Source organism: Dactylosporangium darangshiense (assembly GCF_039537565.1).
Taxonomy (GTDB): Bacteria; Actinomycetota; Actinomycetes; order Mycobacteriales; family Micromonosporaceae; genus Dactylosporangium; species Dactylosporangium darangshiense.
The window spans coordinates 1-25,982 of record NZ_BAABAT010000041.1; the positions used below are offsets into that span (position 1 = coordinate 1).

19 protein-coding genes are annotated in these 25,982 nt (G+C 75.2%); 11 read left to right on the forward strand and 8 right to left on the reverse strand.

The annotated features are described in order from the left end of the window. Nucleotides 1-889, reverse strand: an 889-nt coding sequence (locus ABD901_RS44565; RefSeq protein WP_345137401.1) for a sugar ABC transporter substrate-binding protein, incomplete at its 3' end; no start/stop codon positions are given. 165 nt (nucleotides 890-1,054) lie between these two features. On the opposite strand from ABD901_RS44565, the gene ABD901_RS44570 reads away from it, so the two are divergent. After that, a complete protein-coding gene (locus ABD901_RS44570; protein ID WP_345137403.1) occupies nucleotides 1,055-2,068 on the forward strand; it encodes a LacI family DNA-binding transcriptional regulator in 1,014 nt (337 codons plus the stop codon). Here ABD901_RS44570 and ABD901_RS44575 read toward each other — a convergent pair. Both ABD901_RS44575 and ABD901_RS44580 read right to left on the reverse strand, forming a co-directional pair. After that, nucleotides 2,065-2,874, reverse strand: a complete 810-nt coding sequence (locus ABD901_RS44575; protein WP_345137404.1) for a transglycosylase SLT domain-containing protein — start codon at nucleotides 2,872-2,874, stop codon at nucleotides 2,065-2,067. The genes ABD901_RS44570 and ABD901_RS44575 overlap by 4 nt on opposite strands. Before the next feature lie 55 nt (nucleotides 2,875-2,929). Beyond that, the gene (locus ABD901_RS44580; protein ID WP_345137406.1) at nucleotides 2,930-3,760 is read right to left on the reverse strand and encodes a carbohydrate-binding protein; all 831 of its coding nucleotides are present in this window, start codon (nucleotides 3,758-3,760) and stop codon (nucleotides 2,930-2,932) included. A gap of 372 nt (nucleotides 3,761-4,132) precedes the next feature. Here ABD901_RS44580 and ABD901_RS44585 point away from each other — a divergent pair, with 372 nt between their 5' ends. The 3 genes from ABD901_RS44585 to ABD901_RS44595 are packed head-to-tail and all read left to right on the forward strand — an operon-like array spanning nucleotide 4,133 to nucleotide 6,899. Then, nucleotides 4,133-5,092 (forward strand): permease, encoded by a 960-nt coding sequence (locus ABD901_RS44585; protein ID WP_345137407.1) that lies wholly within the window; start codon nucleotides 4,133-4,135, stop codon nucleotides 5,090-5,092. Nucleotides 5,093-5,115: 23 nt separating this feature from the next. After that, nucleotides 5,116-5,808, forward strand: a complete 693-nt coding sequence (locus ABD901_RS44590) for a TIGR03943 family putative permease subunit (RefSeq protein ID WP_345137409.1) — start codon at nucleotides 5,116-5,118, stop codon at nucleotides 5,806-5,808. Beyond that, the gene (locus ABD901_RS44595) at nucleotides 5,805-6,899 is read left to right on the forward strand and encodes a hypothetical protein (protein ID WP_345137411.1); all 1,095 of its coding nucleotides are present in this window, start codon (nucleotides 5,805-5,807) and stop codon (nucleotides 6,897-6,899) included. Before ABD901_RS44590 ends, ABD901_RS44595 begins: the two co-directional genes overlap by 4 nt. 388 nt (nucleotides 6,900-7,287) lie before the next feature. Here the strand turns inward: ABD901_RS44595 and ABD901_RS44600 are convergent, their stop codons facing one another. From ABD901_RS44600 to ABD901_RS44615, 4 genes are all read right to left on the reverse strand, one after another. Further along, nucleotides 7,288-7,722, reverse strand: coding sequence for a hypothetical protein (locus ABD901_RS44600; protein WP_345137413.1), 435 nt, complete (start codon nucleotides 7,720-7,722; stop codon nucleotides 7,288-7,290). Between the two features lie 104 nt (nucleotides 7,723-7,826). Continuing rightward, nucleotides 7,827-8,939, reverse strand: a complete 1,113-nt coding sequence (locus tag ABD901_RS44605) for a hypothetical protein (RefSeq protein ID WP_345137415.1) — start codon at nucleotides 8,937-8,939, stop codon at nucleotides 7,827-7,829. A 46-nt stretch (nucleotides 8,940-8,985) separates the two neighbouring features. Further along, nucleotides 8,986-9,690 (reverse strand): alpha/beta hydrolase, encoded by a 705-nt coding sequence (locus ABD901_RS44610; protein ID WP_345137417.1) that lies wholly within the window; start codon nucleotides 9,688-9,690, stop codon nucleotides 8,986-8,988. A 5-nt stretch (nucleotides 9,691-9,695) separates the two neighbouring features. After that, entirely contained in the window at nucleotides 9,696-10,970 is a 1,275-nt protein-coding gene (locus tag ABD901_RS44615) for a glycosyltransferase (protein ID WP_345137420.1), read from the reverse strand. Nucleotides 10,971-11,172: 202 nt separating this feature from the next. On the opposite strand from ABD901_RS44615, the gene ABD901_RS44620 reads away from it, so the two are divergent. The 7 genes from ABD901_RS44620 (at nucleotide 11,173) to ABD901_RS44650 (ending at nucleotide 24,622) form a co-directional block, all read left to right on the forward strand. Further along, nucleotides 11,173-14,310 (forward strand): non-ribosomal peptide synthetase, encoded by a 3,138-nt coding sequence (locus ABD901_RS44620; protein ID WP_345137421.1) that lies wholly within the window; start codon nucleotides 11,173-11,175, stop codon nucleotides 14,308-14,310. Nucleotides 14,311-14,395: 85 nt separating this feature from the next. Continuing rightward, nucleotides 14,396-19,807 carry a non-ribosomal peptide synthetase/MFS transporter gene (locus tag ABD901_RS44625; protein ID WP_345137422.1) on the forward strand — a complete coding sequence of 1,804 codons (5,412 nt, stop codon included), beginning with the start codon at nucleotides 14,396-14,398 and terminating at the stop codon, nucleotides 19,805-19,807. Then, on the forward strand, nucleotides 19,804-19,998 hold the full coding sequence (locus tag ABD901_RS44630; protein ID WP_345137423.1) for an MbtH family protein: 195 nt from the start codon (nucleotides 19,804-19,806) through the stop codon (nucleotides 19,996-19,998). Before ABD901_RS44625 ends, ABD901_RS44630 begins: the two co-directional genes overlap by 4 nt. 5 nt (nucleotides 19,999-20,003) lie before the next feature. Then, complete coding sequence (locus ABD901_RS44635) at nucleotides 20,004-20,336, forward strand: phosphopantetheine-binding protein (RefSeq protein ID WP_345137424.1); 333 nt, start codon at nucleotides 20,004-20,006, stop codon at nucleotides 20,334-20,336. A 2-nt stretch (nucleotides 20,337-20,338) separates the two neighbouring features. Next, nucleotides 20,339-22,519 (forward strand): thiamine pyrophosphate-dependent enzyme, encoded by a 2,181-nt coding sequence (locus ABD901_RS44640; protein ID WP_345137426.1) that lies wholly within the window; start codon nucleotides 20,339-20,341, stop codon nucleotides 22,517-22,519. Then, nucleotides 22,516-23,520 carry a transketolase C-terminal domain-containing protein gene (locus tag ABD901_RS44645; RefSeq protein ID WP_345137428.1) on the forward strand — a complete coding sequence of 335 codons (1,005 nt, stop codon included), beginning with the start codon at nucleotides 22,516-22,518 and terminating at the stop codon, nucleotides 23,518-23,520. Before ABD901_RS44640 ends, ABD901_RS44645 begins: the two co-directional genes overlap by 4 nt. Before the next feature lies 1 nt (nucleotide 23,521). Continuing rightward, nucleotides 23,522-24,622, forward strand: a complete 1,101-nt coding sequence (locus ABD901_RS44650; protein WP_345137429.1) for a 2-oxo acid dehydrogenase subunit E2 — start codon at nucleotides 23,522-23,524, stop codon at nucleotides 24,620-24,622. Between the two features lie 94 nt (nucleotides 24,623-24,716). Here ABD901_RS44650 and ABD901_RS44655 read toward each other — a convergent pair whose 3' ends face one another. After that, the gene (locus ABD901_RS44655) at nucleotides 24,717-25,982 is read right to left on the reverse strand and encodes an outer membrane protein assembly factor BamB family protein (protein WP_345137432.1); all 1,266 of its coding nucleotides are present in this window, start codon (nucleotides 25,980-25,982) and stop codon (nucleotides 24,717-24,719) included.

Sequence of the window (25,982 nt, forward strand, 5' to 3'; positions counted from 1 at the left end):
CGCCGGTCGGGGCGGGCGCGGTGCCGCCGGTCTTCGACGGGATCGGGATGATGCCGTACTCGAAGCCGGCCTTCTTGGCGTTGCCCAGCTGCCAGGTGCCGTTCTCGGCGAACGCGAACTGGCCGGTCGCGAACTCCTGCCAGCTGGTGGTCTGGGTGTTGTTGATGACCGAGTTCGGCGCGTAGCCGTTCTTCAGCCAGTCGTTCCACAGGCTCAGTGCCGACACCGCTTCGGGCGAGTCGAGCTTGCGCAGGCCGGCGCCGGAGCCCCAGTACCACGGCAGGAACTGGAAGCTGCCCTCCTCGGTGCCGATGGCCGAGAAGGTGATGCCCTTCTTGCCGGCCGCCTTGACCTTGCCCAGGGCCGCGGTCAGCGACGCCCAGTCCTTGACGGCGGCCGGGTCGACGCCGGCGGCGGTCAGGACGGCCTTGTTGTAGTACAGCGCGAGGGTGTTGGCTCCGATCGGGATGCCGTAGGTCTTGCCGCCGGTCTGGCCGGCCGCGACGAGGTTCGGGGCGATGGCCGAGATGTCGAGCTTGTTGTCGTCGGTCGTGGTCAGCACGCCCGCCTCGGCCAGCGTCGAGACGACCGGGTTGTCGACGATGAGCACGTCCGGCGAGTTGCCCTGCTGCGCGGCCAGCAGGGCCTTGTTCGTCAGGTCGCTGGTGTCGTAGCCGGTGCGCTTGACGGCCACGCCGGCGTCGGTGCCGCATTTGCCGAGCAGCTGGACCCAGGCCGACGCGTCGTCGTACTGCGGGTACGGGTCCCAGATCGTGTAGGTGCCACCGGCGGCGGAGCCGGACCCGGTGTCGCCGCCGGAGGTCGAGCAGGCGGCCAGCCCACCGAGCAGGGTGAGCGCTAACAGGGAAGCACGCAGCTTGGTACGCACGAGAAGCCCCTTTTGGCAGTCGGGGTGAACGGGGGTGTGTCGCGAATCGGTTCGCGAATCGGTTCGCAGGGACGATAGGCACGGCGACACCGCCGGGTCAAGCCCTCGTTGACAGCTCGTCCGCAAGCGGCCTAGGCTCGGCGCGAACCGATTCGCTGGAGGGTCATGAACATCGGCGAGATCGCCAAGCGCGCAGGCGTGGCCCGCAGCACGGTGTCCTACGTCATCAGCGGCAAGCGGACCGTGTCCGACGAGATCCGCCGGCGCGTGCTCGCGGTCATCGAGGAGCTCGACTACCGCCCCAACGCCGCGGCGCGCGCACTGAAGGAGGGCCGCACCCGCACGCTCGGCCTGGTCATCCCGCCGGCGAGCCAGCGACTGACCGACATGCAGCTCGGCTTCGTCGCCAGCGTCGTGGAGGCCGCCGCGCACGCCGACCTGGACGTGCTGCTCTCCCCCTCCGGCGGCGACCACGAGCGGTCCTTCGAACGCGTCATCACCGGCCGGCGGGTCGACGGCGTCATCCTCATGGAGATCCGTCTCGAGGACGACCGCGTCACCCGGCTCCGGCAGGCCGGCCTGCCGTTCGTCACGATCGGCCACACCGCCGACGCCGGCGACGTGTGGTGGATCGACGTCGACTACGCCACGCTCATCGCCCGGTGCGTGCACCACCTGGCCGACCTCGGCCACCGGCACCTGGCGTTCGTCAACCGCTCCGCCGAGCTCGTCGCCGCCGGATACGGCCCCGGCCACCGCGCCCTAGCCGGGTTCGGCGCCGCGGTCGCCGAGCGCGGCCTGACCGGCGTGGACATCTGCTGCCCCGACGAAGCGGCGGGCGGCGAGGCGTGCGTCGAGCGCCTGCTCGACGCCCACGCCGACGTCACCGGGATCGTGACCATCAACGAGGCCGCACTGCCCGGCATCCAGCGCGCGCTGCAACACGCCGGCCTCGCCGTGCCCCGCGACTTCTCCATCGCCGGCGTCGCGGGGCGCCACTGGGCCGAGGACTTCCGCCCGCCGCTGACCGCGGCCGACGTGCCGGCGCTCGAGATGGGCGACCAGGCCGTACGGCTCCTCCTGGAGCGCATCGCCACTCCCGAGGCGCCGCCGCGCCACGTCCTGCACGCCCCGCCGATCTCGCTGCGGGCCAGCACCGGCCCGGCCCCGTTCCGCTAGTTCAGGCAGGGACAGTTGTTCATCAACGCCTCGACGTTGTCGACGTAGTTCCAGTTCGGGATGCCGGCCCGGCCCTTCGTCGGGTCGATCGCGCCGGGCCCGTAGTTGTAGGCCGCCACGATGCTGTCCAGCAGCGACACGCCGCCGGCCGGCGCCGGGACGCTCAGGTCGTAGCTGGCCTGGTAGTAGGCGTCGCCGAAGTACTTGACGAGCCAGGCCAGGTACTCCCCGCCGATCATGACGTTGCCGGTCAGGGTGTTCAGGTCGTACGAGCTGCCGAACCTGTTGTTCATCCAGGTCGCCGTGGCCGGCATGATCTGCATGGTCCCGACCCCGCCGTCACACGCGACGATCGTCGACTGCCAGCCGCTCTCCTGCCACGCCACCCCGTACAGCAGCCTCGACGGCACCCTGATCGACGGCGCGCTCGTCGGCCAGAACTGCTTGGCAGCGGCCGCGTCCAGGGCGGCGCGCACGTCGGCCGCGGGCGCCTTCGGGCCGGTGTAGGTCGGGCACTTCGCGCCCGGCGCCGGCGAGCTCGGCGGCGCGGCGGGCGGATGCGGCGCCGGGGGCAGCGACTGGGACACCTTGGCCGGATCGCGCGACGGCACGACCGGCGACTTGGTCGTGGTCGGGCGGTGCGACGGCGCTGCGCTGCGGCTGGCCGAGGGCCCGGGCTCGGCCTGCGCGAGCGCGGCCACCGGCTCCGGCGCCACGCTGGTGGATTCGGCAGGCCCCGCCTGACCGGCACTGTCGTTGTTGCCGCCCCCGCAGGCCGCCACGGCCAGCAGAGCCGCCGCGATCACGGCGCACACCGCTGTTGTCCGTCCGACACCCGGCACGTTCGTACCTCCGTTTACATCAAGGCGCGCTGATCACGATTCGATCGAGAGACGGCGCGCGACCGTCCGGGTTGCCGAACGTCACGCTGTTCGGACCCTTCTTGAGATTGATCGCCACCGCGGTCCGGACGCAGCAGTCGGCGCCCCCGGTCGCCGTGACGCTGACCGATCCGCCGCCGGCCACGGTGACCACGGCCGTGCCCGAGCCGCCGGTGCCGCTGTTCACCAGGTACAGCGTGAGCGTGTACGTCCCGTCGCTGGGCACGGCGACATCCGCGAAGGTGAGGGTGCCGTTGCGCTTGGCACCCGGCCCCTGGCGGCCGAGATTCTGCACGATCCGTCCGCCCGACGCACCGGCGTAGGCGACGATCTCGGCCGGCCCGCCCAGCTCGGCCGAGGCGGTCTCCGCCTCCAGGCCGATCGGCTGGAACGCCGGTCGGGTGGACGCGCGCGACGGCGTCGGGGACGCACGCCGGTCGAGGTGGGCCTCGCCGCCGTCGGCGGACTCCTCGACGGTGGCCGGCTCGCTACCGGGAGCGATGACCGCCTCCTGGCCCGCGATGCCGCGGTTGCCGGACGGCGCCGAGCACGTGGCGACCGTCGCCGCAATCGCCGCGCACAGCACCAGCCCGCCCGCGGCCACCCAGAGCCGACGATGACCGCCGCCGCCCTCGCGCCGGTGGTCCGGCGGCGCGGGCGTCGCATTCCCGTCGTCGTCCTCGACCTCGACGTCGACCGGGTCAGGCGCGGCCGGTGGCGCGACGGTGACGCTGCGCGCAGGACGGATGGCGGGCTCAGGGAGCCAGCTGCCTATGCGCAGCCGACTGCCACCCCCGCCGTCACTGGTCACGAAGGGTGAATCTAGCCCCTTCCGGCCGGCCGTGCCGACCCGGACCACCTGCGACGATGAGGAGTAGCGCGGCGAGCGCGCGCCCCGCTTGTTAGCCGGACAATGTCGCCGCGACCGTCCGAACACGATGGCGCAACGCCGCGCGAGCCTCAACCGGCCCGCGCCGGCCGCCGGTTCCACCTCGCGGACCGCGGTGACGTCACCGGCGCGGGTGCGCTTCAGGCGGACCGTCGCGGCCGACACGACCAGCGACACATCCAACGGTGCACCGCGCAGGGGGCATACCCAATCATGGCGGACGGCATGCGGAGATGCTTATATTGCAATGCTTTCAGTCGCGGCCGGGCGGTGTGAGCACCTAACCTGTGCGCGATGGAAGACACCCGGACGCGAGGCCGCGGGCTCGAGCTGCTCGCCGTGCTGCTGGTCGCGGCGGTCGTCGCCCGCGGGTGGGTCGGTGGCGCGTTCGGATCGCCGCGGGCCCAGGAGTGGGTGACCGTGTTCGTCGCGATCGTCGTGCAGGCGATGCCGTTCGTGGTGCTCGGCACGCTGCTGTCCGCGGCGATCGCAACGCTGGTGCCGGAGCGGTTCTTCGCCCGCGCGCTGCCGTCCCGGCCGGCCCTCGCCGTGCCGGTGGCCGGGGTCGCCGGGCTCGCGCTGCCGGGCTGCGAGTGCGCGTCCGTGCCGGTCGCGGGCGCACTCATGCGCCGCGGCGTCACACCGGCCGCGGCCCTCGCCTTCCTGCTCGCCGCGCCGGCGATCAACCCGGTGGTGCTGGCGGCGACCGCGGTCGCGTTCCCGGGCCGGCCGGCGATGGTGCTCGCCCGGCTGGTCGCGAGCCTGGCCACCAGCCTCGCGATGGGGTGGCTCTGGCTGCGGCTGGGGCGCGACGAATGGCTGCGCACGCCGAGGCGCGCCGCGGTCGACGGGAGCCGGGCTTCGGCATATTTCGCGGCGGTACGCCAGGACGCCGCCGATGCCGCCGGCTTCCTCGTCATCGGCGCCGCCGCGGCCGCGTGCCTCAACGTGCTGGTACCCCAGCGCTGGCTGCACACGGTCGCCGAGCATCCCGCCGTCGCCGTCGTCGCCCTCGCGGGCCTGGCGGTGCTGCTGTCGATCTGCTCCGAGGCCGACGCGTTCGTCGCCGCGTCGTTGTCGCAGTTCTCACTCACCGCGCGGCTGGCGTTCCTCGTCGTCGGGCCGATGGTCGACCTGAAGCTGTTCGCCATGCAGGCGGGCACGTTCGGCCGCCGCTTCGCCGTCCGCTTCGCCCCGGCGACGTTCGCGGTCGGCGTCGCCCTGGCCGTGCTGACCGGCGGCGTGCTGCTGTGACGGGCCGGGGCGGGGTCCAGTCCGTGGTGCTGCTGCTGATCGGCGGCGCGCTCATCCGCACCGCGTGGACCGGCACCTACGTGCGCTACGTCAAGCCGGGCCTGCAGTGGTACCTCATCGTCGCGGGCGCCGTCCTCGTCCTCGTCGCCGCGGTCAACCTCGCCCGCCTGTTCGGCACCGCGGCGCGCACGGGCCACGAGGAGCACGGGCACGAGCACGGCCGGTTCGAGCCGTCCTGGCTGGTCGTCGCGCCGGCCCTGGTGCTGCTGCTGGTCGCGCCGCCCGCGCTGGGCTCCTACGCCGCCTCGCACGGCGGGACCGCCCTGGCCGCCGCGGGCACGTCCGACTTCCCGCCCCTGCCCGACGGGGACCCGGTCCGGGTGTCGCTGCTCGAGTACGCCGCCCGGTCCGTCTTCGACGAGGGCCGCACCCTGCAGGGGCGCAACGTCACGATGTCCGGGTTCATCGTCATCGACGGCGACCGGCGGTACCTCACCAGAATGATCATCACGTGCTGCGCCGCCGACGCCCGTCCGGTCAAGGTCGGCCTCGCCGGCGACGTCCCGCCCGGGACCGCCGCGGACACGTGGCTGGAGGTCACCGGCACGTACACGCCCCGGACCGACCCCGACCCGATCGACGGCGAGCCGATCCCCTACGTCGCCGTCGGCTCCGCGCACGCGATCCCGGCGCCGAAGCAGCCGTACGAGACATGAGGGCGCCGGCACGCATCCGCCTCGCCGCCGCGGCCGCCACCGCGGCGGTCGCCGTGCTGCTGGCGCTGCCGACGCCGGGCGCCCCGCCGGCGGTGCGGGCCCCCGCGGCCGACACGCTCGCGAGCGCCTGGCCGGGCGCGCGCACCGTCGACGTACCGGCGACGCTGCCCGACGGCACCACCTTCACACCGGCGGCCGTGCTCGACCCGCACACCGTCGTGATCCAGATCGCCGACGCGAACCCCGACACCGCGACGCTAGCCCTGCTCGACCCGGCCGATCCGGCGAACCCGAAGCGCCTGGAGACGATCCCGATCGCCGGCGGCGGCTCGGTCGACGCCGTCGCCGTCGACGCCGGGCAGGTGTACTGGATGTCGAGCGTCGCCGACGACCAGGGCAGCAGCCGCGGCACGCTGCACCGCGCCGACGCCGCCGGGCGCGCCGCCGTCCTCACCACCGACACCGGGCACGCCACCTTCACCGGCGGCATGCACGACCTGCAGGTCGCGAACGGCCGCATCTGGTGGACCGCCACCCGCGGCACCACGGTGCCGACCACCGACGTGCGGTCGGTCGCGCTGACCGGGGGTACCGTCGACGTGCGCCCCTTGGAGGGCACCTATCACCTCGCGGGCTGGCCGTGGGCCACCGACGACGGCATCGGCGGCCAGCCTGTTGCCCAGCTCGACCTCGTGACCGGGCAGCGCAGGACGTTCACGGAGCCGCCCGGCCAGGACGTGTACTGCGGCGCGACCTGGTGCCGGACCGTGATCTCGACCCAGCAGGGCTCGGTCGTGACACTGCGCCGCACCGACGGCACCGGCCAGACGCCGCGGATCAACGCCGACGGCGAGGTGCCGCTGTTCGTCGACGTCGCGGCGCTGGACCGCTTCGAGTTCCTCAGCGCGCCGATCTCCACGCAGGCGGCCACGACCAGCGAGCGGCTGAGCGTCTACGACCTGGCCGCCGGCCGGCGGGTCGGCATCGCCGTGGCCACCGCCGAGGGCCTGGCCGGGACCTGGTTGTGGTGGGCCACCGGCGACAACGAGACGATGACCTGGCACCTGCTCGACCTTGCCACCCTCACCTAATGCGCTGACCACGAACGTTCACGGTGTTGGACGACACGCCCGCTTCTGTGGATATGGCGCACCGCGCGACCTGCGGCATGCGCGGAAGTCGGCCCGTGCCGCAACCGGCCGCCGACTGTCACGACTAACGAGGCCCAGCGCGCTCGATCGGCGGCCTGAGCGTGCACCTCGGTCGAAAGGACGCGACGTGTCCATGTCGATGAGCTCAAGGCACCCGGTGCATGCACCGGGTGCCTTGAGCAGCAGCGCGGCGACCCGTGGTCGAAACGGGGACGGGGTGGAAGGTCGTGAGCCACCCGCTCTGCCTGGCCGGAGCCTCCTCCGGCTCTCTGAGCTACCGCCGCGTCAGGCCCACCTTCTCCGATCTCGGCGCAGTCCGCAACCTCATTCAGGCCTGACCGGAGAAGACACCGGCGTCCCGCATCACGGCGGCGAGCAACGGCGACGCGACGACCACGCCGTGGACCAGATCGGGTGCGGGCTCAGGCAGCTCGGTGCGGTCCTGCCGGTACGGCTGCGTCCATCCGGACCGCTCAGGATCTACGCCATGCCGCTCACAGGCCCGCCGCACCAGCCCGGCGGGGCAGTCGTCATCGCCAAGGACCACGTCCCACGGTAGCGGCAGGTCCGCCCACACGCGGACATCGATGTGCTGGTCGTTGCCCTCCCGAGCGTGCCAGGCCGCAACGTCCGCAGCGACGAGCGCGGGAACCTTGCCCGGGCAAGAGGCCTCCACGAGGTCGTCGTAGCCGAGTCCGCGGGTCAGGTTCAACCACCCGGTCCGTGCCTGGTTGAACGCACGCGACGCGGCGTTCCACGTCAACGACGACCTCCTCGCCGTCCCGCGCGCCCGCGCGAGCTGATCGCTAGGCCGATCAAGGCCACCAGGGCACTGGCTACCGCGCCGGCGGCACGCCGTTGGCCCGTTCAGGGCGCCAGGGTGGACAGGTCCAGGCTGTGCCACGCCGCGGCCGGGCGGGCGCCGGTCGACCACCACAGCGTGTGGTCGCGGGCCATGACCTGGTCGACGCCGTCGGCCACGGTGACGAGGCGGCCCGTCGTGAGGTCGACCAGCGCCAGCCGCCGGGACGCGTCGAACGCGTCGCGGGTGCCCGCCTGGGTCACCGCCTCGAACCGGTCCAGCAGGGCGACCTCGGGCACGGCCGGGAAGGTGCCCACTCCCCCGACGCGGCGGCGGCCGGTGCCGTCCGGTCGCAGCACGTCGTAGCCGGTGTCCCCGCCGGTGCCGGCGCTCACGATCGAGCGGCACCAGGCCGGCCCGCAGTCGACGGTCTCGGCCGGGGAGCGCACGATCGTGATGCGTTGCCCGGTGTCGAGGTTGCGCAGCTCCTGGCGGCCGCCGCCCTGCCGGACGTTGGTCGCGGTCTGCAGCCACGGCCACGCCGAGAGCTCGTACGCGCCGTCGACCGGCGTGACGGTCACCGGGCCGCCGGACACCGCGACCGAGCGCACCTGCGTGTCGGTGCCGTCCGGGGCGGTCGCCGCCCAGTACACCCGGCCGTCGTGGACGACCAGGTCGTGCTCGGCGCCGAGCAGCTCGGCGTCGCCGGTGTCGGCGGTGAGGGGTACCGCTGCCGCATCCCCGGCCCGCGAGGCGCGCCACAGCCGATGGGTGAGGGGCTGGGTCGCGGTGGCCGTCGACTCGGCCCAGACGAGGTCGTCGCCGGCGCGGGTGAAGCCGGCGAAGCGCGGGAAGCGGGCCTGTTCGACCCGCTGCAGCTCCCGGACGCGGTCCCCGGCGCGCAGGACGACCCGCTGCGCGGTGCCGTCCGGGGTCGGCGCGACGCCGACGGAGGTGGTCGCGTCGAGGTAGAGCGCGGGCACGAACGGCGCGCCGTCGGGCAGCGACCCCGGCGTGTCCGAGACGGCGGCGCCCGGCCACGCTTGACGCAGGACGAGCTGAGCCGGCGCCGAGCGGCCGGGCCGGGGCGGGCCGCTCACCACGAGCCAGCCGCCGACCAGCAGCGCGACGACCATGGCGATCGTGCGGATGGCGGTCGCGCGACGCTCACCGGGCACGCGGCCGACGATAGCAGCGGGCCGGCTTCCTCGACCTGCTCGAGGACTACAGGGAGACGAGGTGGGCGATCGCGTCGGCCACGGTCGTCGGGTCGACGGTCTGGTGGAAATGGCCGCCGTCGAGGCGCACGGTGTACCAGCCGCGCTCGGCGGCGTCGGCGGCGACCCGCTCGTACGCCGGGCTGAACTGGATGTAGCCGCGCGTCAACGGCTCCCAGCCGGGCGGGTTGGGCACCGGGTGCTCGTAGTAGCTCAGCGGCAGGCGCGGCTGCTCGTCCGTCACGGCCCGCTGGGTCGCCTCGTCGGGGAACAGGCGTGCGACGCCGTCCGCGTCGTTCCACCAGTCCGTCCAGCGCGGCAGCAGCCCGGCCTCGGCCGTGCCGCGCAGCTGCGCGAGCCGCTCCGGCGTCGCCTGGCTGGTCGGGCCGTCTCGGGCCGGCAGTGCCGCCTCCACGAACACGACCCCGACCACGTCGCGCGTGCGTTCGAGCAGGTCCCGCACGATCACCGGCACGAAGCGGCCGGCGCTGCTGTGCACGACGACCGCGAACGGCTGCTCGGGCGGCAGCTCGCCGACGGCGGCGGCGACGGCCTCGGTGACGCGCGGCCAGAACGGGGGTCCGCCGTCGCCGATGCCCGTGAGCGACGGCACCGCGACCGTCGCGCCGGTGGCCCGCAGCTCCCCGGCGACCGCGGCCCAGGATGCCGGGCCGACGAGAGGGCTGTGCACGAGCAGGTACGCGATCCGCATGTGCCCTACGCCGCCCCGTTCGCTCGTCGGGCCAGGAGCTGGGCGCGCTGGGCCGGGGTGAGCGCGGCCAGGCGCATCCGGGCGGCCCGGGTGCCGGTGACCACGGTACCCGCGAGCCCGGCGACGAGGGCTGCCGCGACGCGCTCGGCGGGCTCGGCCGACGGGTCGCGGACCTCGGCGTATCGGGTCGCGTGCCCCGTGTCGGCCAGGGCGGCCTCGAGGAGGGCGGCGAGGCGCTCGGGCGTGCAGTCGGCGGCGTCGGCCCAGCGGGCCAGGCCGTGCGCGGCGAGCCGGGCGGCGTTGTCCGGGCGGTCGGACCCGTCGGCGAGCACCACCTGCGGCGCGCCCGCGGCCAGGGCGGTCGCCGCGGTGCCGATGCCGCCGTGGTGCAGCACCACGCCGGCCCGCGGGAAGGCGGCCGGGAACGGCAGGCGGGGCACCCAGTGCGCGCCGGGCGGGAGCGGGCCGGGCAGCATCGCGCGGTCCGGCGCCACGACGAGCGTCGGCCGGTCGAGCCGCGCCGCCGCCTCGACGGCGAGGGCGTAGAAGCGGTCGTGCATGCGCCCCGTCCCGCCGGTCACGAGGATCGGTCGCGGCGCACCGGGCGCGAACGCCGGCAGGTCCGCAACGTCCGGCACATCGGCGTCGGAGCGGATGAAGCCGGTCAGGCGGACCCGCGCCGGCGAGCGCTCGCCGGCCTCGTCGAACCAGCGCGGCCACGCCCCGACGATCAGGTCCGGCAGCTCGAACCAGCCCGCCCAGTGCGCCATCGGGGCCAGCCCGGCCGCGGCGCGGATCCCGTCGAGCTCGCCGCCCAGGCCGTTTCGGACATTGACCAAGGCGGCTTTCGTCGTGCGTATCTGCGTCGGCGACAGGGCGACCCAGGCGCACGGCGCTCCGGTCGATTCGGCGGCGATCAGGGTCGACAGCGCCGACGTGTGCCGGCCGACCAGGACCGTTTCGCCGGGGCGATGAAACTTACGCAGCAGGTCGACCTCGCGGCGAATTTGATCAATGAGCCCGCCCTGCCGGTAGAAGTCGCCGAGCGCCGCAGGTCCGCGCGCCTGCAGCAGCTGCGGGGTGCGAAGTTCGTGCCGCTCATGTGATTCACCGGTGTCGATCGGCTCGAATCGCAGACCTGCGTCGCGGGCGGCCGCCGCGTACGGTGCGTGGGTCAGGAGCACGACGTCGTGCCCCTGTCGGCGCAGTTCTCGGCCGATCGCGACGAAGGGGTTCACGTCACCGCCGGTGCCGTGGGTCAGCAGGATCGCCGTGGTCATGACGGATCACTATCGCCGCCGTGACGGCCGGTGGTCAAAGTACGACCGGACGGTTGACACCCGAACGGAGCGCTGACTACCGTCGTCGGTAGTCGAGAGAGCGCTCTCAGCTGGGTGCTGCCCACTTCTGGAATTCCCAAGCGGCGATGGGGCCGATTGGCGTCCGTGGATCGTGTACGCCCATTTCGCGGGGGGCTTGACGATGACCGACGTTTCGACGCTCACGGCTGCGCTGCCGGCGCAGCGGCGGGCGGCGCTTGCCGTCTTATTGGCGCGCCGTTCGGCGTCCGCGTTTCCCGTCAACGAGCAGCCGTTCAACGGCTGCTCGTTCGAGCAGGAGCGGCTGTGGCTGCTGCGCCAGCTCGACGCCGGCGACGCGGTCATGCCGAACGCGACCTTCGGCCTGCGGCTGTGGGGCACCCTGGACGCGGGCGCGATGGGCGCCGCGTTCGCCGCCGTCGTCGCGCACCACGAGGCGCTGCGCACGGTCATCGACGCCGGGCCGAGCCAGAGGGTGCTTCCGACCACCGGCCTCGCGCCACTACGCGTCCTGGATGCGGCCGGGAACCCGGAGCGGGCCGCCGCGCTGACCGCCGAGGCCGCCGCCGAGCGCTTCGACCTCGCGACCGGGCCGCTGTGCGCGCTGACCCTGATCCGCCTCGACGAGGACGACCACGCGCTGCTCTTCGCCGGCGACCACGTTGCCCTCGACGAGCAGTCCGTTGCCATCGTGCGTCGCGACCTCGCCGCCGCCTACGCCGCCGCGCTCGCCGGCCGGGCCTGGGACCCGCCCGCGCCGGCCGTCCGCTACCGCGACTACGCAGCCTGGTCGACCGCCCGGATGAGCGGCGAAGCACTGCACCGGCGGCTCGAGTACTGGGAACGGATCCTCGCCGAGCCCCGCCCCCTCGTCGGACCATCCATGACGCACGGGACCGCCGGCACCGCCAGCGTCCGCACCACCCTGCCGGCGGGCGGGCTCGACCGGCTCCGCGCCGCCGGCGGGCCCGGGACCACGCCGTTCGTCGCGCTGCTCACCGCCCTCGACGTCGTACTGGCCCGGCTCGCCGGCGAGCCCGACGTCACCGTCGGCACCGTCTACTCCGCTCGCGAGCGCGCCGAGCTCGAACCGCTCGTCGGCTGCTTCCTCAACCCCCTCGCGCTGCGCACCGACCTCGCCGGCGCGGACGCCTTCGCCGAGGCCGCCGGCCGCGTGCGGCGCGCCGTCACCGGCGCGATCGCCAACGGCGCACCGTTCCAGCACGTCGTGGCCCGGCTGCGGGACCGGACGGCAGTTGTGCGCCCGTTCTTCCGCGTCACGCTCGCCGTGCACCGCCACGCCGAGGACCTCGGCGCCTGGCCGGGGATCGACGCCGAGGTGTGGCACCACGAGGTCGGCACGGACACCCTCGACCTCGCGGTGGAGGCGGTCCCGACCCCCGACGGCGGCGCCGCGCTGACCTTCCGCGGCCCGGCCGGCGAGCACAACACCGAGGCCCTCGAAGACCTGGCGGAACGGTTCCGGGCCCTCGCCGCCGCCGTCGGGGCCGACCCGTCGGCGCCGCTGTTCCCGGCCGAGCCCGTCCGCCCCTGCGACCTGCCGACCGGGCCCGGCCCGGCCGGTGCCACGGTCCTCGAGATGTTCGCCGATCGCGTGGCCGCCGACCCGGACGCCGTGGCGGTCGACGCCGGCGACGCGACGCTGACCTATGCCGAGCTGGACCGCGCCTCCGCCGGGCTCGCCGCGGTGCTGCGCGAGCGCGGCGTCGCCCGCGGCGACGTCGTCGCCGTGTGCCTCGGCCGCGGCGCCGGGCTCGTCACCGCGCTGCTCGGCGTGTGGCGGGCCGGCGCCGCCTACCTGCCCCTGAACCCGGCCGACCCGGCGGCCCGCCGGGACGAGGTGTGCCAAGCGGCCGGGGTCCGCCACGTCGTCACCGACGCGGACGTGACCCCGGACGGCATCGAGGCGGTCCCGCCGGCCGACCTCGAGCCGGGCGACCTCGCCTACGTCATCTTCACGTCCGGCTCGACCGGCACACCCAAGGGTGTCGCCGTGCCGCACGCCGCGCTCGCCGCGCGGGTGCGATGGATGACCGGCGCCTACGGGCTCTCGCCCGCCGACCGGGTGCTGCAGTTCGCCGCCGCCACCTTCGACACCCACGCCGAGGAGGTGTACCCGGCCCTGGCCGCCGGCGCGACCCTCGTCATGGCGCCCGGCGACAGCGCTGCCCTGCCCGACTTCCTCGCCACCCCCGCCGGCGCCGCGCTGACCGTCCTCGACCTGCCGACGCCCTACTGGCACGAGCTCGTCGCGCTCGGCACCGCACTGCCGTGGCCGGACCGGCTGCGCCTCGTCATCATCGGCGCCGACCAGGCGCAGCCGCACGCGGTCGCGGCGTGGCGGGCGCGGTTCGGCGACCGGGTGACGCTGCTCAACACCTACGGCCCGACCGAGGCGACCGTCATCGCCACCGCAGCGCGCCTCGGCGCCGCCGACGCCCGCCGCCGCCCGCCGATCGGGCGCCCGATCGCCGAGACCGCCGCCTACGTGCTCGACGAACGCCTCCGGCCCGTCCCCGGCGGCATGCCCGGCGAGCTGTACCTGGCCGGCGCCGGGCTCGCCCGCGGCTACCTCGGCCGCCCGGGGGCGACGGCGCAGCGGTTCCTGCCGGACCCGTTCGGCCCGCCCGGCACCCGGATGTACCGGACCGGCGACCGGGTGCGGCTCGGCCCGGACGGCGAGCTGGAGTTCCTCGGGCGGACCGACAACCAGCTCAAGATCCGCGGCTTCCGCGTGGAGCCGGGCGAGGCCGAGGCCCGCCTGCAGGCCCACCCGCTGGTCCGCTGGGCGGTCGTGGTGCCCCGCGCCGTCGACGGCGAGCCCCGGCTCGTCGCCTATCTGATCCCCGCCGAGGACGGGGCGAAGGACACAGCCGCGGTGGTACGCCGTGATCTCGCCGCGGCACTGCCCACGTACCTGGTGCCGGAGGCGTTCGTCGTGCTCGACGCGCCGCCCCTGACCGCCAACGGCAAGGTCGACGTCGCGGCGCTGCCGGACCCCGGTGCGCCCGACATCGCCACGCAGTACACGCCGCCCCGCACTGACGGCGAGGAGCTGGTCGCCGGCGTCTTCGCCGAGGTGCTCGGCCGCGACCGGATCGGCGTCCACGACGACTTCTTCGCCGCCGGCGGCCACTCCCTGCACGCGATCCGCGTCGTCGGCCGGATTCGCGCCGCCACCGACCTCGACGTGCCGGTCGCCGCCCTGTTCGAGCGGCCGACCGTGGCCGCGCTGACCGAGCACCTCGAGGCGATGATTGCTGAGGACGCGGCGTCGTGAGCGGTACGGAGCGAAGCGGAGCGGCCGCTCACCATCGATACAGCTTTCGCTCACGTCGGCACCGCAGCGAAGCGGAGGTGTCGTCGTGAGCCCGACCGGCTCCGCGCTGGCGAAGCGCTGGAAACGCACCGCCGACGACACCCCGGCCGCGATCGAGCGCCGCCCCGACGGCGCGCCCGTCCCGCTGTCCTTCGCACAGGAACGCCTGTGGTTCCTCGACCGGTACTCCCCCGGCACCACCGCCTACACCGTCTGGCTGGCCGTGCACGCCGAGACCGTCCTCGAGCCGGTGCCGCTGCGCGCCGCGCTCGCCGGCCTCGTCGCCCGCCACGAGAGCCTGCGGATGCGCTTCCCGGCCGGCCGCGACGGCGCGCCTGAGGTCCTCATCGACGCACACGGAGACGCCCGCCTCGCCCTGGCCGACGCCGACGACCTGGCCGCGGCCCGGGCCCGGGTCGAGGAGCTCGTCGCCGTGCCGTTCGACCTCGCCGCCGGCCCGGTGTGGCGGGCGCTGCTGGTCCGGGTCGGCGGGCCCGAGCCGTCGTCGGTGTTCTGCCTGGCCGCGCACCACATCGCCGTCGACGGCTGGTCGACCGAGATCGTCCGGCGGGAGCTGCTGGAGCTGTACGCCGCCGCCCGCGACGGCGCGCCGCCGCCCGTCGCCGGGTCGCCGATCGACTTCGGCGACGTCGCCCACTGGCAGCGCGAGCGGCACGCCGGCGCCGCGTCCGAGGAGCTGCGGTACTGGCGGGAGCGGCTGCGCGACGTGCCCGCCGTGGACCTGCCGACCGACCGGCCCTACCCGCCGGTGCAGTCCAGCGCCGGCGCCACGCACGAGTTCCGGCTCGACGCCGCCCTCACCGCCGCCGTGCAGCGCACCGCCGCGGCCGCCGGCGCCACCCCCTTCATGGTGCTGCTCGCCGCGTTCCAGGCGACCCTCGGCTGGTACGGCGGCCAGTCCGGCTTCGCCGTCGGCTGCCCGATCGCCGGGCGGGACCGGCCGGAGACCGAGGGCGTCGTCGGCATGTTCGTCAACACTCTCGCCATGCGCGCCGACCTGTCCGGCGACCCGACCTTCGCCGAGCTGCTCGCCCGGGTCCGCGGCACCGCCCTGGAGGCCTACGCGCACCAGGACGTGCCGTTCGAGCGGATCGTCACCGAGCTGCAGGTCGACCGGGACGTGCGGCGCCCGCCGGTGTTCCAGGCCGGGTTCGCGATGCAGAATTTCGCCGGCGAGGTCCCCGAGCTCGATGGCCGTCCCGTGCGGATCCTCCCGGTGCCGGCCGCGACCACCCGTCACGAGCTGGCCCTCTACGTCGGCCCCGACGGCGGCGAGCTCGCCGGCCGGTTCACCTACGCCACCGCGCTGTTCGACGCCGCGACGGTCGCGGGGATCGCCGAGCGGTTCGCCCGCCTGCTGCGCCTGGCCACCACCGACCCGGGCGCGCGGCTGTCCACCCTGGACCTGCTCGACGACGGCGAGCGCGAGCGCCTGGCCGAGTGGAGCGGCGCCGCAGCGGCCCGCGCGCCGTTCAGCCCGATGTGGACGCTGCTGTCCGACCCGCTCGACGCGTGGGCCGAGCGCACGCCCGATGCCCCCGCGGTCGTCTGCGGCGCGGACACACTCACCTACGCCGAGCTGCGCGCCCGCGCAGACGGGCTGGCGCGGCGGCTGCGCGCCCTCGGCGTCGGCCCGGACGCGCGCGTCGCCGTCTGCCTCGAACCCTCGACGGACCTGCTGGTCGCCCTGCTCGGCGTCCTGCGCGCCGGCGGCGCCTACGTGCCCCTCGACCCGGCCACGCCGCCGGCCCGGCTGCTGCATCTGCTCGGCGACGCCGGCGCCGGCACACTCGTCACCGGGCCCGCGATCGCGGCGAGCGTGCCGGGTTACACCGGACATCTGCTGACCGGCACACAGGGTGCGGACGGGCCGCAACCCGTGCGGGCGTGCCCGGACGACCTCGCCTACGTCATCTACACCTCCGGGTCGACCGGCGCGCCCAAGGGCGTGGCGGTCGCGCACCGGCAGGTGGTGCGCTACCTGCACGGCATGCTCGAGCGGCTGCCGATCGAGCCCGGCTCGACGTTCGGGCTGCTGCAGTCCCTCGCCTTCGACTTCGGCGTGACGATGGTCTACCTCGCCCTCGCCACCGGCGGCGCCCTGCACCTGCTGCCCCGCCGGGCCAGCGGTGCCGAGCTGGCCGGGCTGATCCGCCGCCACCGCATCGACTACCTCAAGCTGACCCCGTCGCACTTCGCCGCCCTCGCCACCGACGCCGGCGCGGCGGCGCTGCTGCCCCGCCGGGCGCTGCTCTTCGGCGGCGAGGCCTCCGCCGCCGCGTGGACGCGGGAGCTGGCCGGGCTGTCGGACACGATCGTCATGAACCACTACGGCCCGACCGAGACGACCGTCGGCGTCACCACGCACCTCGTACATCCCGAGGCCGCGCCCGACGGCGAGACCACGCCGATCGGCCGGCCGCTGCCCGGCGCAACCGTCCACGTCCTCGACCGATGGATGCGCCCGCGGCCGCCCGGCGCGATCGGCGAGCTCTACCTCGGCGGCGACCGGCTCGCCCGCGGCTACCTGGGCCGCCCCGCCCAGACCGCCCGCGCCTTCGTCCCCGACCCGTTCGGCCCGCCGGGCAGCCGCCTCTACCGCACCGGCGACCTCGCCCGCCTGCTGCCCGACGGCAGCGTGCAGTTCCTCGGCCGCCGCGACGACCAGGTCAAGGTCCGCGGCTACCGGGTCGAGCCCGGCGAGATCGAGGCGGCGCTGGGCGGGTGCCCCGGCGTGGCCCGCGCGGTCGTGCTGCTGCGCACCGGGCGCCTGGTGGCCTACCTGGAGGGCGCCGGGGACACCGCGCAGGTGAAGCGGCGGCTCGCGGAGACGCTGCCGGACTACATGGTGCCGGCGCGGTTCGTGTGGCTGGACCGGCTGCCGCTGCAGGCGCACGGGAAGGTCGACCGCGCGGCGCTGCCGGAACCCGAGGAGGGGCCGGCCGAAGGCGGGTTCGAGGCGCCGGACGGGCCGGTGGAGGAGGCGATCGCCGCCGTCTGGGCCGAGGTCCTCGGCGCCGAGCACGTCGGCGCCGGCGGCGACTTCTTCGGCCTCGGCGGGCACTCGCTGCTCGCGCTCACCGCCGTCAGCCGGCTGCGCCGCCGCCTGCCGGACGGCGTGCGCGCCGCCACCGTCCTCGAGCTGTTCCAGCACCCGACCGTGCGCGGGCTCGCCGAGGCGCTCGGGCGGGCCGACGAGCCCCGCGGGCTGCTGCACGAGCTCACCGCCGTCGAACCGGGGCGCCGCCGCTCGTCGCTGGTCTGCGTGCCGTACGGCGGGGCGAGCCCGGTCGTGTACCGCCCCCTCGCCGACGCCCTGCCCGAGGGCCACGCGCTCTACGCCGTCGCCGTCCCTGGGCACGACGTCGGCGAGGTCGGCGCCGAGCCGCAGGAGCCTCTGGCCCTCGAAGCCCTCGCCGAGGCGTGTGCCGAGGAGATCCGGCGGCGCGTCGACGGGCCGATCGTCGTCTACGGCCACTGCGGCCCCGGCGGCGCCCTCGCCGTCGAGATCGCGTTGCGGCTCGAGGCGGCCGGGCGGCCGGTCACCGCGCTGTACCTCGGCGGGATCTTCCCCTACGGCCGCCCCGGCGGGCCGCTCGGCCGGCTCGCCCGCCGGCTGCGCCTCGAACGGGCCCGCAGCGACAACGTCTACGCCACGTGGCTGCAGGCGATGGGCGGCGGGGTGGGCGAGCTCGACGAGGCCGAGCGGCGCTTCGTCATCCGGGCCATGCGCCGCGACGGCGAGCTCGCCGAAGCCTACTTCTCCGAGCTCATCGAGCGGCGCGACCGCACCACCACCCTGTCGGCGCCCGTCATCTCCGTCGTCGGCGAGCGCGACCCGGGCACCGAGTACTACCAGGAGCGCTACCGCGAGTGGGGGTTCCTGAGCCCCCGCACATCGCTGGTCGTGCTGGACGAGGCCGGGCATTACTTCCTGCGGTACCGCGCGGAGGAGCTCGCCCAGATCGTCACCCGGGTGCATCCGGCGCTCGTCACGAAGGACACCTCGCAGCTGCCGGCCCCGGGCGACGAGGGCGCCACGTGGTGGCTGCAGGCCGGGCCCGCCGCCGAGCCGGAGAACCCCGCGCCGAAGCCCAGCATGCGGCGGTTCCTCGCCGTGGCGGCCGGGCAGCTCGTGACGCAGACCGGCACCGCGCTCACCGAGTTCGCCATCCCGATCTGGGCCTACGTCGGCACCGGCTCCCTGCTGCGCTTCGCGCTCTTCGCCGTCGTCGCGGTCCTGCCCGGCATCCTCGTCGCGCCCCTCGCCGGCGCGGTCGTCGACCGCGGCGACCGGCGGCGCATCCTCATCGCCGCCAGCGGCGCGGCCGGCGGGGTCCAGGCCGTGCTCGCGGTCCTCGCGCTCACCGACCGGATGTACGCGCCGGCGCTGTACGGGCTGCTGTGCGCCCTGTCCGTGGCGCTGACGTTCCAGCGGCTCAGCTACGCCTCCGCCGTGCCGCAGCTGGTGCCGAAGCACTACCTCGGCCACGCCAACGGCGTGGTGCAGGCCGCCGCCGGCGTCGCGCAGTTCCTGGTGCCCCTCGCCGCCGTCGGCCTGCTCGCGCTCGTCGGCATCGCCGGCATCCTCGAGATCGACGTGGCCAGCTACGCCGTCGCCATCGCCGTCCTGCTCGCCGTGAAGTTCCCGGCCACGATGGCGTGGCGGCGCCGCGAGCCGCTCGGCGCCGAGATCCGCAACGGGTTCCGCTACTTCTGGCGCCGCCCCGGCCTGCGGGCCATGCTGCTGTTCTACGTCAGCATCAACGGCTTCCTCGCCGCCGCCCTCGTGCTCGTCTCCCCGCTGGTGCTCACGATCGGCTCGGTCGCCGACGCCGGCCGGATCGCGATGGTCTCCGGCGCCGGCGCGATCGCCGGCGGCGTGCTCATGTCGCTGTGGGGCGGCCCGTCCCGGCACCGGATGCGGGGCATGCTGCTCAGCGTCGTCGGCTTCGCCGGCGCGGCCGCCGTTGTCGGCGCCCGGCCCGACCTGCTCACCATCGCCGTCGGCGTGTTCGGCCTGTCGTTCGCGCTCGTGCTCATGAACGGCATCTGGATGACGATCGTGCACACCAAGACGCCGCAGCGCTACCACGCCCGGGTCATCGCCCTCAACCAGATGGTCGCGCTCACCGTGCTGTCGGCCGGGTTCTTGCTCGCGCCGCTCGCCGGCGGGGCCCTCGAGCCGCTGCTGCGGCCCGGCGGCGCCCTCGCCGGGACCGCCGGCGCGATCATCGGCGTCGGGCCCGGCCGCGGTATCGCGCTGCTGTACCTCGTGTGCGCCGTCCTGCTGGCCGCGTTCGCCGGCGTCGCCCTGCGCGCCACCCGGCTGTCCACGTTCGACCGCGACGAACCCGACGCCGAGCCCGACGACGTCGTCGGCCTCGCCGCGCTCGCCGGCCGCGCGCCCGCCGCCGACCAGGAGGCCTCCCGATGAGCGACCCCGCCGACCGGTACGACGTCGTCGTCAACGACGAGGAGCAGTACTCGATCTGGCGCAGCGGCGCCGACCTGCCCGCGGGCTGGCGCCGCGACGGCACCACCGGCACCGAGCAGGCCTGCCTGGAGCACATCGACCGGGTCTGGACCGACCTTCGCCCCCGCAGCGCGCGCACGAACGAGAGGTGACACCGATGACCGCCCAGCCCGACGACCTCGAGGCCACCGTCGCACACATGTGGACCGAGCTCGGCTTACGCCCGAGCGACCCCGCCGACGACTTCTTCGTCCTCGGTGGACAGTCGCTCACCCTGGTCAAGTTCCTCACCATGGTCCAGCGCGACCTCGGCGTCGAGGTGCCGATCGAGGCCCTCTTCTCCACCGACCTGACCGTCGCCGCGGCCGCCGGGGCGATCCGCCAAGGCCAGGCGCCGGCCGCCGACGAGGACGTCGCCGCGGCCCTGGCGGAGCTGGACAAGCTCAGCGACGAGGAGATCGCCGCGCTGCTCGCCGAGCCGGTCGACTGACGATGCGCGTCCTGCTCGCCCAGAACATGCGGTACCTGCCGAGCCACGGCGGCGCCAACAAGGCCAACCGCGTGTGGCTCGAGGGGCTCGCCGCCGCCGGGCACGAGTGCCACGCCGTCGTGCCGCTGCACGCCACCGAGCACCGGCTCTCGCGCGCCGAGATGCGCGACTACCTGCTCGGCCGCGGCGACGTGACCGAGCTCGCCGACACCGGCGCCGCCCTCGTGCTCACCGCCGCCGGCGTCCACGTCCACATGGTCGACGACCCCGCGGGCCTGGCCCGCTACGCCCGGGACCTCATCGAGGCGACCGCGCCCGACCGCGTGCTCGTGCCGTCCGACGACCCGGGGCTGCTCATGCTCGGCACCGCCCTGCGCGCGGCGCCCGACCGGGTCGTGTACATCGCGGCGACCCTGCAGCAGATCCCGTTCGGGCCGCGCACGTTCTACCCGAACGTGCCGGGCCTCGGGCTGGTGCGCAAGGCGGCGTGCATCGTCGCGGCGAGCGAGTCGGCCGCGGAGTACCTGCGCCGCTGGGGCGGGCTCGACTCCGTCGTGCTGCACGCGCCGGTCTTCGGCACCGGGCCGTTCCCGCGCCTCGCCGCCGGCGAGCCCACCGTCACGATAATCAACCCGTGCGGGTTCAAGGGGCTGCCGGTCCTGCTCGCGCTCGCCGACCGCTGCCCGGACGTGCGGTTCCTGGCGGTGCCGACCTGGGGTACCACGGCGGAAGAACGACGGCAGCTGGAGGCGCATCCGCGGATCGAGGTCGCGCCGCCCGCCGACGACGTCACCGAGATCCTCGCCCGCACCCGGGTGCTGCTCATGCCGTCGCTGTGGGACGAGACCTTCGGGTTCACCGCGATCGACGCGATGCTGCACGGCATCCCCGTCCTCGCCAGCGATGTCGGCGGGCTGCGCGAGGCGACCCTCGGCGCGGTCGAGCTGCTGCCGGTGTCGCCGATCACCGAGTACCGGGCGCAGACGGAGGCCGAGGCGTACCCGCAGCCGGTCATCCCGCCGCAGGACGTCACACCGTGGCTGGCGGCGCTGCGGCGGCTGCTGGACGACCCGGCACACCACCGGGCGGTCGCCGACCGGTGCGCGCGGGCGGCGGCGGGCTTCGTCGCCGGCCTCGACGCCGGCCGCCTCGCCGACGTGCTCGCCAAGCCGATGGCGGCCGGGGACCCGGTCATCGATCCCGCGCCCGAGGGCGACGCCGACGCGCTGAGCCCGCAGCGGCGGGCCGCCCTGGCGGTGCTGCTGGCCCGGCGGCGGACGGCGGCACCGGCCGGCACGCAGGATGCCTCGGACGACGACCTGCGGCGGATGCTCGAGATCCGGCACTTCGAGACGGCGCTGCTGGACCTGTTCGGGCGGGGCGAGATCCACGGTACGACCCACACGTGCCTCGGCCAGGAGTACATCCCGGTCGCCCTGCGCACCCTGCTGCGCGACGGCGACCACGTGTTCAGCAACCACCGCGGCCACGGCCACTACCTGGCCCGCTTCGACGACCCCGAGGGCCTCCTGGCCGAGATCATGGGCCGGTCCGGCGCCGTCTGCTCCGGTGTCGGCGGCAGCCAGCACATCCTGCGCGACCGGTACCTGTCCACCGGCGTGCAGGGCGAGAGCCTGCCGGTGGCCGCCGGCGTCGCGCTGCACCTGGCCCGCCGCGAGCCCGGCGCGCTCGCCTGCGTGCACGTCGGCGACGGCACGTTCGGCGAGGGCGCGGTCTACGAGGCGATGAACCTCGCCGTCCTGTGGCGCCTGCCGCTGCTCATCGTCGTGGAGCACAACGGCGTCGCCCAGTCGACACCGACCGAGGCGCAGCTGGCCGGCACGATCGCCGGCCGGGCCGCCGCGTTCGGGATGCGCTACGCCGCCGTCGACGGGTTCGAGCCCGGCGCGATCCGGGCGGCGCTCGGCACCGAGATCGAGCGGGTCCGGGCCGGCGAGGGGCCGCTGCTGGTCGAGTTCGCCACCCGGCGGCTCGGGCCGCACAGCAAGGGCGACGACACCCGCCCGGCCGAGGAGGTGGCGCGGCTGCGGGCCGAGGACTGGCACCCGTGGTACGCCGCCCGGCTCGGCGAGCGCTTCACAGCCCTCGAAGGGCGGGCCCGCGAGCGGATCGCGGCAGTCGTCGCCGACGTCACCGCCCGGCCGCCGGTGGAGCCGGCGTGACCGCGCGGCCGGAGCGGGTGGTGGAGAACCTCAACGCCGCCCTGCACGCGGCCCTCGCGGCCGACCCCGACCTGTACCTGCTCGGCGAGGACATCGCCGACCCCTACGGCGGCGCGTTCAAGGCGACCCGGGGCCTGTCGACGGCGTACCCACGGCAGGTCGTCACCACGCCGATCAGCGAGGCCGGGATCGCCGGCGTGGCCGCCGGGCTCGCCCTGGCCGGCAACCGCGCGATCGTCGAGATGATGTTCGGCGACTTCGTGACGCTCGCCTTCGACCAGATCGTGAACTTCGCCGCGAAGTCGGTCACGATGTACGGCCGGGAGGTCCCCGTCCGCGTCGTCGTGCGCTGCCCGACCGGCGGCCGGCGCGGCTACGGCCCCACGCACAGCCAGAGCCTGCAGAAGCACTTCATCGGGGTGCCCGGCCTCGACGTGCACGAGATGTCGCCGTTCCACGACAACGCCGCAACGTTCGCCGCGATGCTGGCCACAGGCCGGCCGTGCGTCCACTTCGAGGACAAGGTGCTCTACGGCGAGCGGATGTACCGCGACGGCATCGTCGACGACGTGTTCCGCTTCGACCTCGCACACGAGCACGCGCGGGTCTTCGCCGAGGAGCCCGACACCCCCGCCGAGCACGTCGTCATCGCCACCGGCGGCACCGCGAACCGGGCCCTGCGCGCCATGCGGGACCTGCTGCTGCTCGACGAGCTCGACGTGCGCCTGCTGGTGCCGTCGCGGCTGTACCCGCTCGCCGTCGAGGGCATGCTGCCGGCGCTGCGGCGCGCCCGGCGGGTCTTCGTCGTCGAGGAGAGCACCGCCGGCGGCACCTGGGGCGCCGAGGTCGCCGCCGTGCTCAACCGCGAGCTGTGGGGCACCCTCGAGGCGCCCGTCACGCTCGTGCACTCGGCGGGCGGCGTCGTGCCGGCCGCCGTCCACCTGGAGCGCCGGGCGCTGGTCTCGGCCGAGTCGATCCGCACCGCGGTGCGAGGAGCCTGACGTGAACGACATCGTGATCCCGCGGCTCAACACCAACGACGCCACCTACATCCTCGTGGAGTGGCTGGTGGCGGAGCGGGCCGAGGTGCGCGCCGGCGACCCCGTCGTGGTGGTCGAGACCTCCAAGGCCACCGAGGAGCTCTCGGCGTCGGCGGACGGTTTCGTGTACCACCTCGTCGGCCCCGGCACCGAGTGCGGCGTCGGCGCCGTCGTCGGGCAGATCCGGCCCCAGGCGGCGGCCGTCCCGGTCCCGGCGCCGGTCGCGGTGGCCTCGGGGGCCGCCGCGACGGACCTCGTGATCACCGAGCCGGCGCGGGCCCTCATGGCCGAGCACGGCATCAGCGAGGAGCGGGTGCGCGCGCTCGGCCGCCGCGTGGTGCGGACCGACGCCGTCGCCGAGCTCGTCGGCAGCGCGACCGGCACCGTGGCCCTGGGCAAGGCGCAGCGCGCCGTCGCCGATGTGGTCACCGCCTCGCACCGCAGCGTCCCCGACGCGTTCGTGGCGATGAAGGTGCGCGTCGACGGCGCGCTCGCCCTCGGCCGGGAGCTGACCCGCCGCGAGCGCTGCCTCGTCGGCCTGCCCGAGCTGCTCGTCAAGGCGGTCGCGAGCCTGGAGCCGCGGTTCCGGCACTGCTACGCCGCGCTCGTGGGCGAGGACCGGCTGCGCCTCGCCGACGCCGCCCACGTGGGCATCACCATCGACGTCGGCACCGGCCTGCGGGTCCCCGTCGTGCGCGACGCGGCCGCCCGGCCCTGGCGCGACCTGGCCACCGCGGTCATGCGCTACCGCCTGGGCGCGATGAAGGGCGAGGCCGACGCCCGGGACCTGCGCGGCGCGAACATCGTGGTGGCCCTGCACACCGACGACGCGGTCACGTTCGCCGTGCCGATCGTGTTCCCCGGCCAGGTCTGCGCTGTGTCGCTCGGCGCGACCCAGCGGGAGCTGGACCTGGCCGATGACGGCACGGTGACCGCCCGCACGGTGGTCCAGCTCGGCCTGGCGTTCGACCACCGCGTCATCAACGGCCGCGAGGCCGTGCAGTTCCTGTCGGCGATCCGCGAGCTGCTGGAGTCGCCGGCGGGCCTCGAGCCGCTCGGCTGAGCGGCCGGCCGTCAGGCGCCGGCACGGGGCTCGCGCAGGCCGGCGTCGACGGCCTCGCGGACCATGCGGTTCGCGGCGTCGGGCTCGCCGCGCATCACCCGTCCGGCAGCCAGATCCAGACCCGGTCGAGGCGGCAGGCCAGCAGCCCCGGTGCGGCCAGACAGGTCGGCGGCTCGTGCCAGGGTCCGGCCTCGCCGAGCACCGTCACCGCGCCCGTGGACAGGTCGAGGCGGGCGACCAGCGAGCCGGCCGCGGTGTTGCGGGTGGCCACCAGGACGTCCGAGTGAGACAGGGAGCCGACCACGTCCCAGCCGGGGATGCGGCGCACGACCCGGCCGGTGGTCGCGTCGAGGACGATGATGCCCGCCGACCGGTCGGGGTTGTCCCGCGTCGGGTCGCTCGCCCACATGTGCCCGTCGTCGAGCTGGGCAACGCGGGCCCAGCCGGCCAGGCGCCACCGCTCGCGGCCGGTGTCGGGGTCGAGGATCGTGAAGTCGCCCTGGGTGCCGAGGCACAGCAGCCGCCCGCACCAGCGCAGGGCGATGCCATCGGGCTCGTCGGTGCGCCGCCACAGCTGCCGCCCGGTGCGCAGGTCGAACACGGCGCTGTCCAGGAACAGGCCCCGGCCCGCGTTGAAGGCGAGCAGCCGGTCGCCGGCGACGAAGAAGCCGGTGAAGGAGCCGGTCCCGGCGATCCGGGCCGTCCGCACGACCTCGCCCGTCTCGCCGCTGCGCACCGACAGAACGCCGTCGGGGTCCACGTCGGCGATCTCGGTTCCGGCGCCGTCGAACACCAGCTCCCGCCAGCCGGCGGGCGGGCCCAGCGACCAGCGCAGGTCGCCGGTGCGGATGTCCACGCCGGCCAGGCGCCGGTCGGGGTTCGGGTCGCCCGGGGTCGGGTCCGGGTTGGCGACCACGACACCGGCGGCACCCGCGACGCCGTAGATCGACGGCACGTAGCCGGCCCGGCGCCAGAGCGCGGCGCCGGTGGCGGCGTCGAGCCCGGCCAGGGACGCGGTGCCGCTCGCCGCGTCCTGGACGGCTAGCACGACTCGGTCGCCTTCCACGGTCACGATCTGGGTGCCGGTGCCGGCCGGGACCGTCCAGCGCCGGGCGCCGTCCGGCATCCGGTACGCCGCGACGGCGGTCCTCGTCAGCAGGTAGAGCGCGCGGCCGTCGCCGCGCACGTCGATGACGTCGTCGCCGGCGAGCACCAGCGCCGGCGACAGCGGCGCGCCGGGCGCGGCGCCGGCAACCAGCACGAGGACCGCCACCAGCAGCAGTCCCAGCGGCCACCGGCGGGCCGGGCGGCCGCCAGCGGCCGGGACGGCCCCGGCGTCGAGGTCGATCGCGCCGTCCAT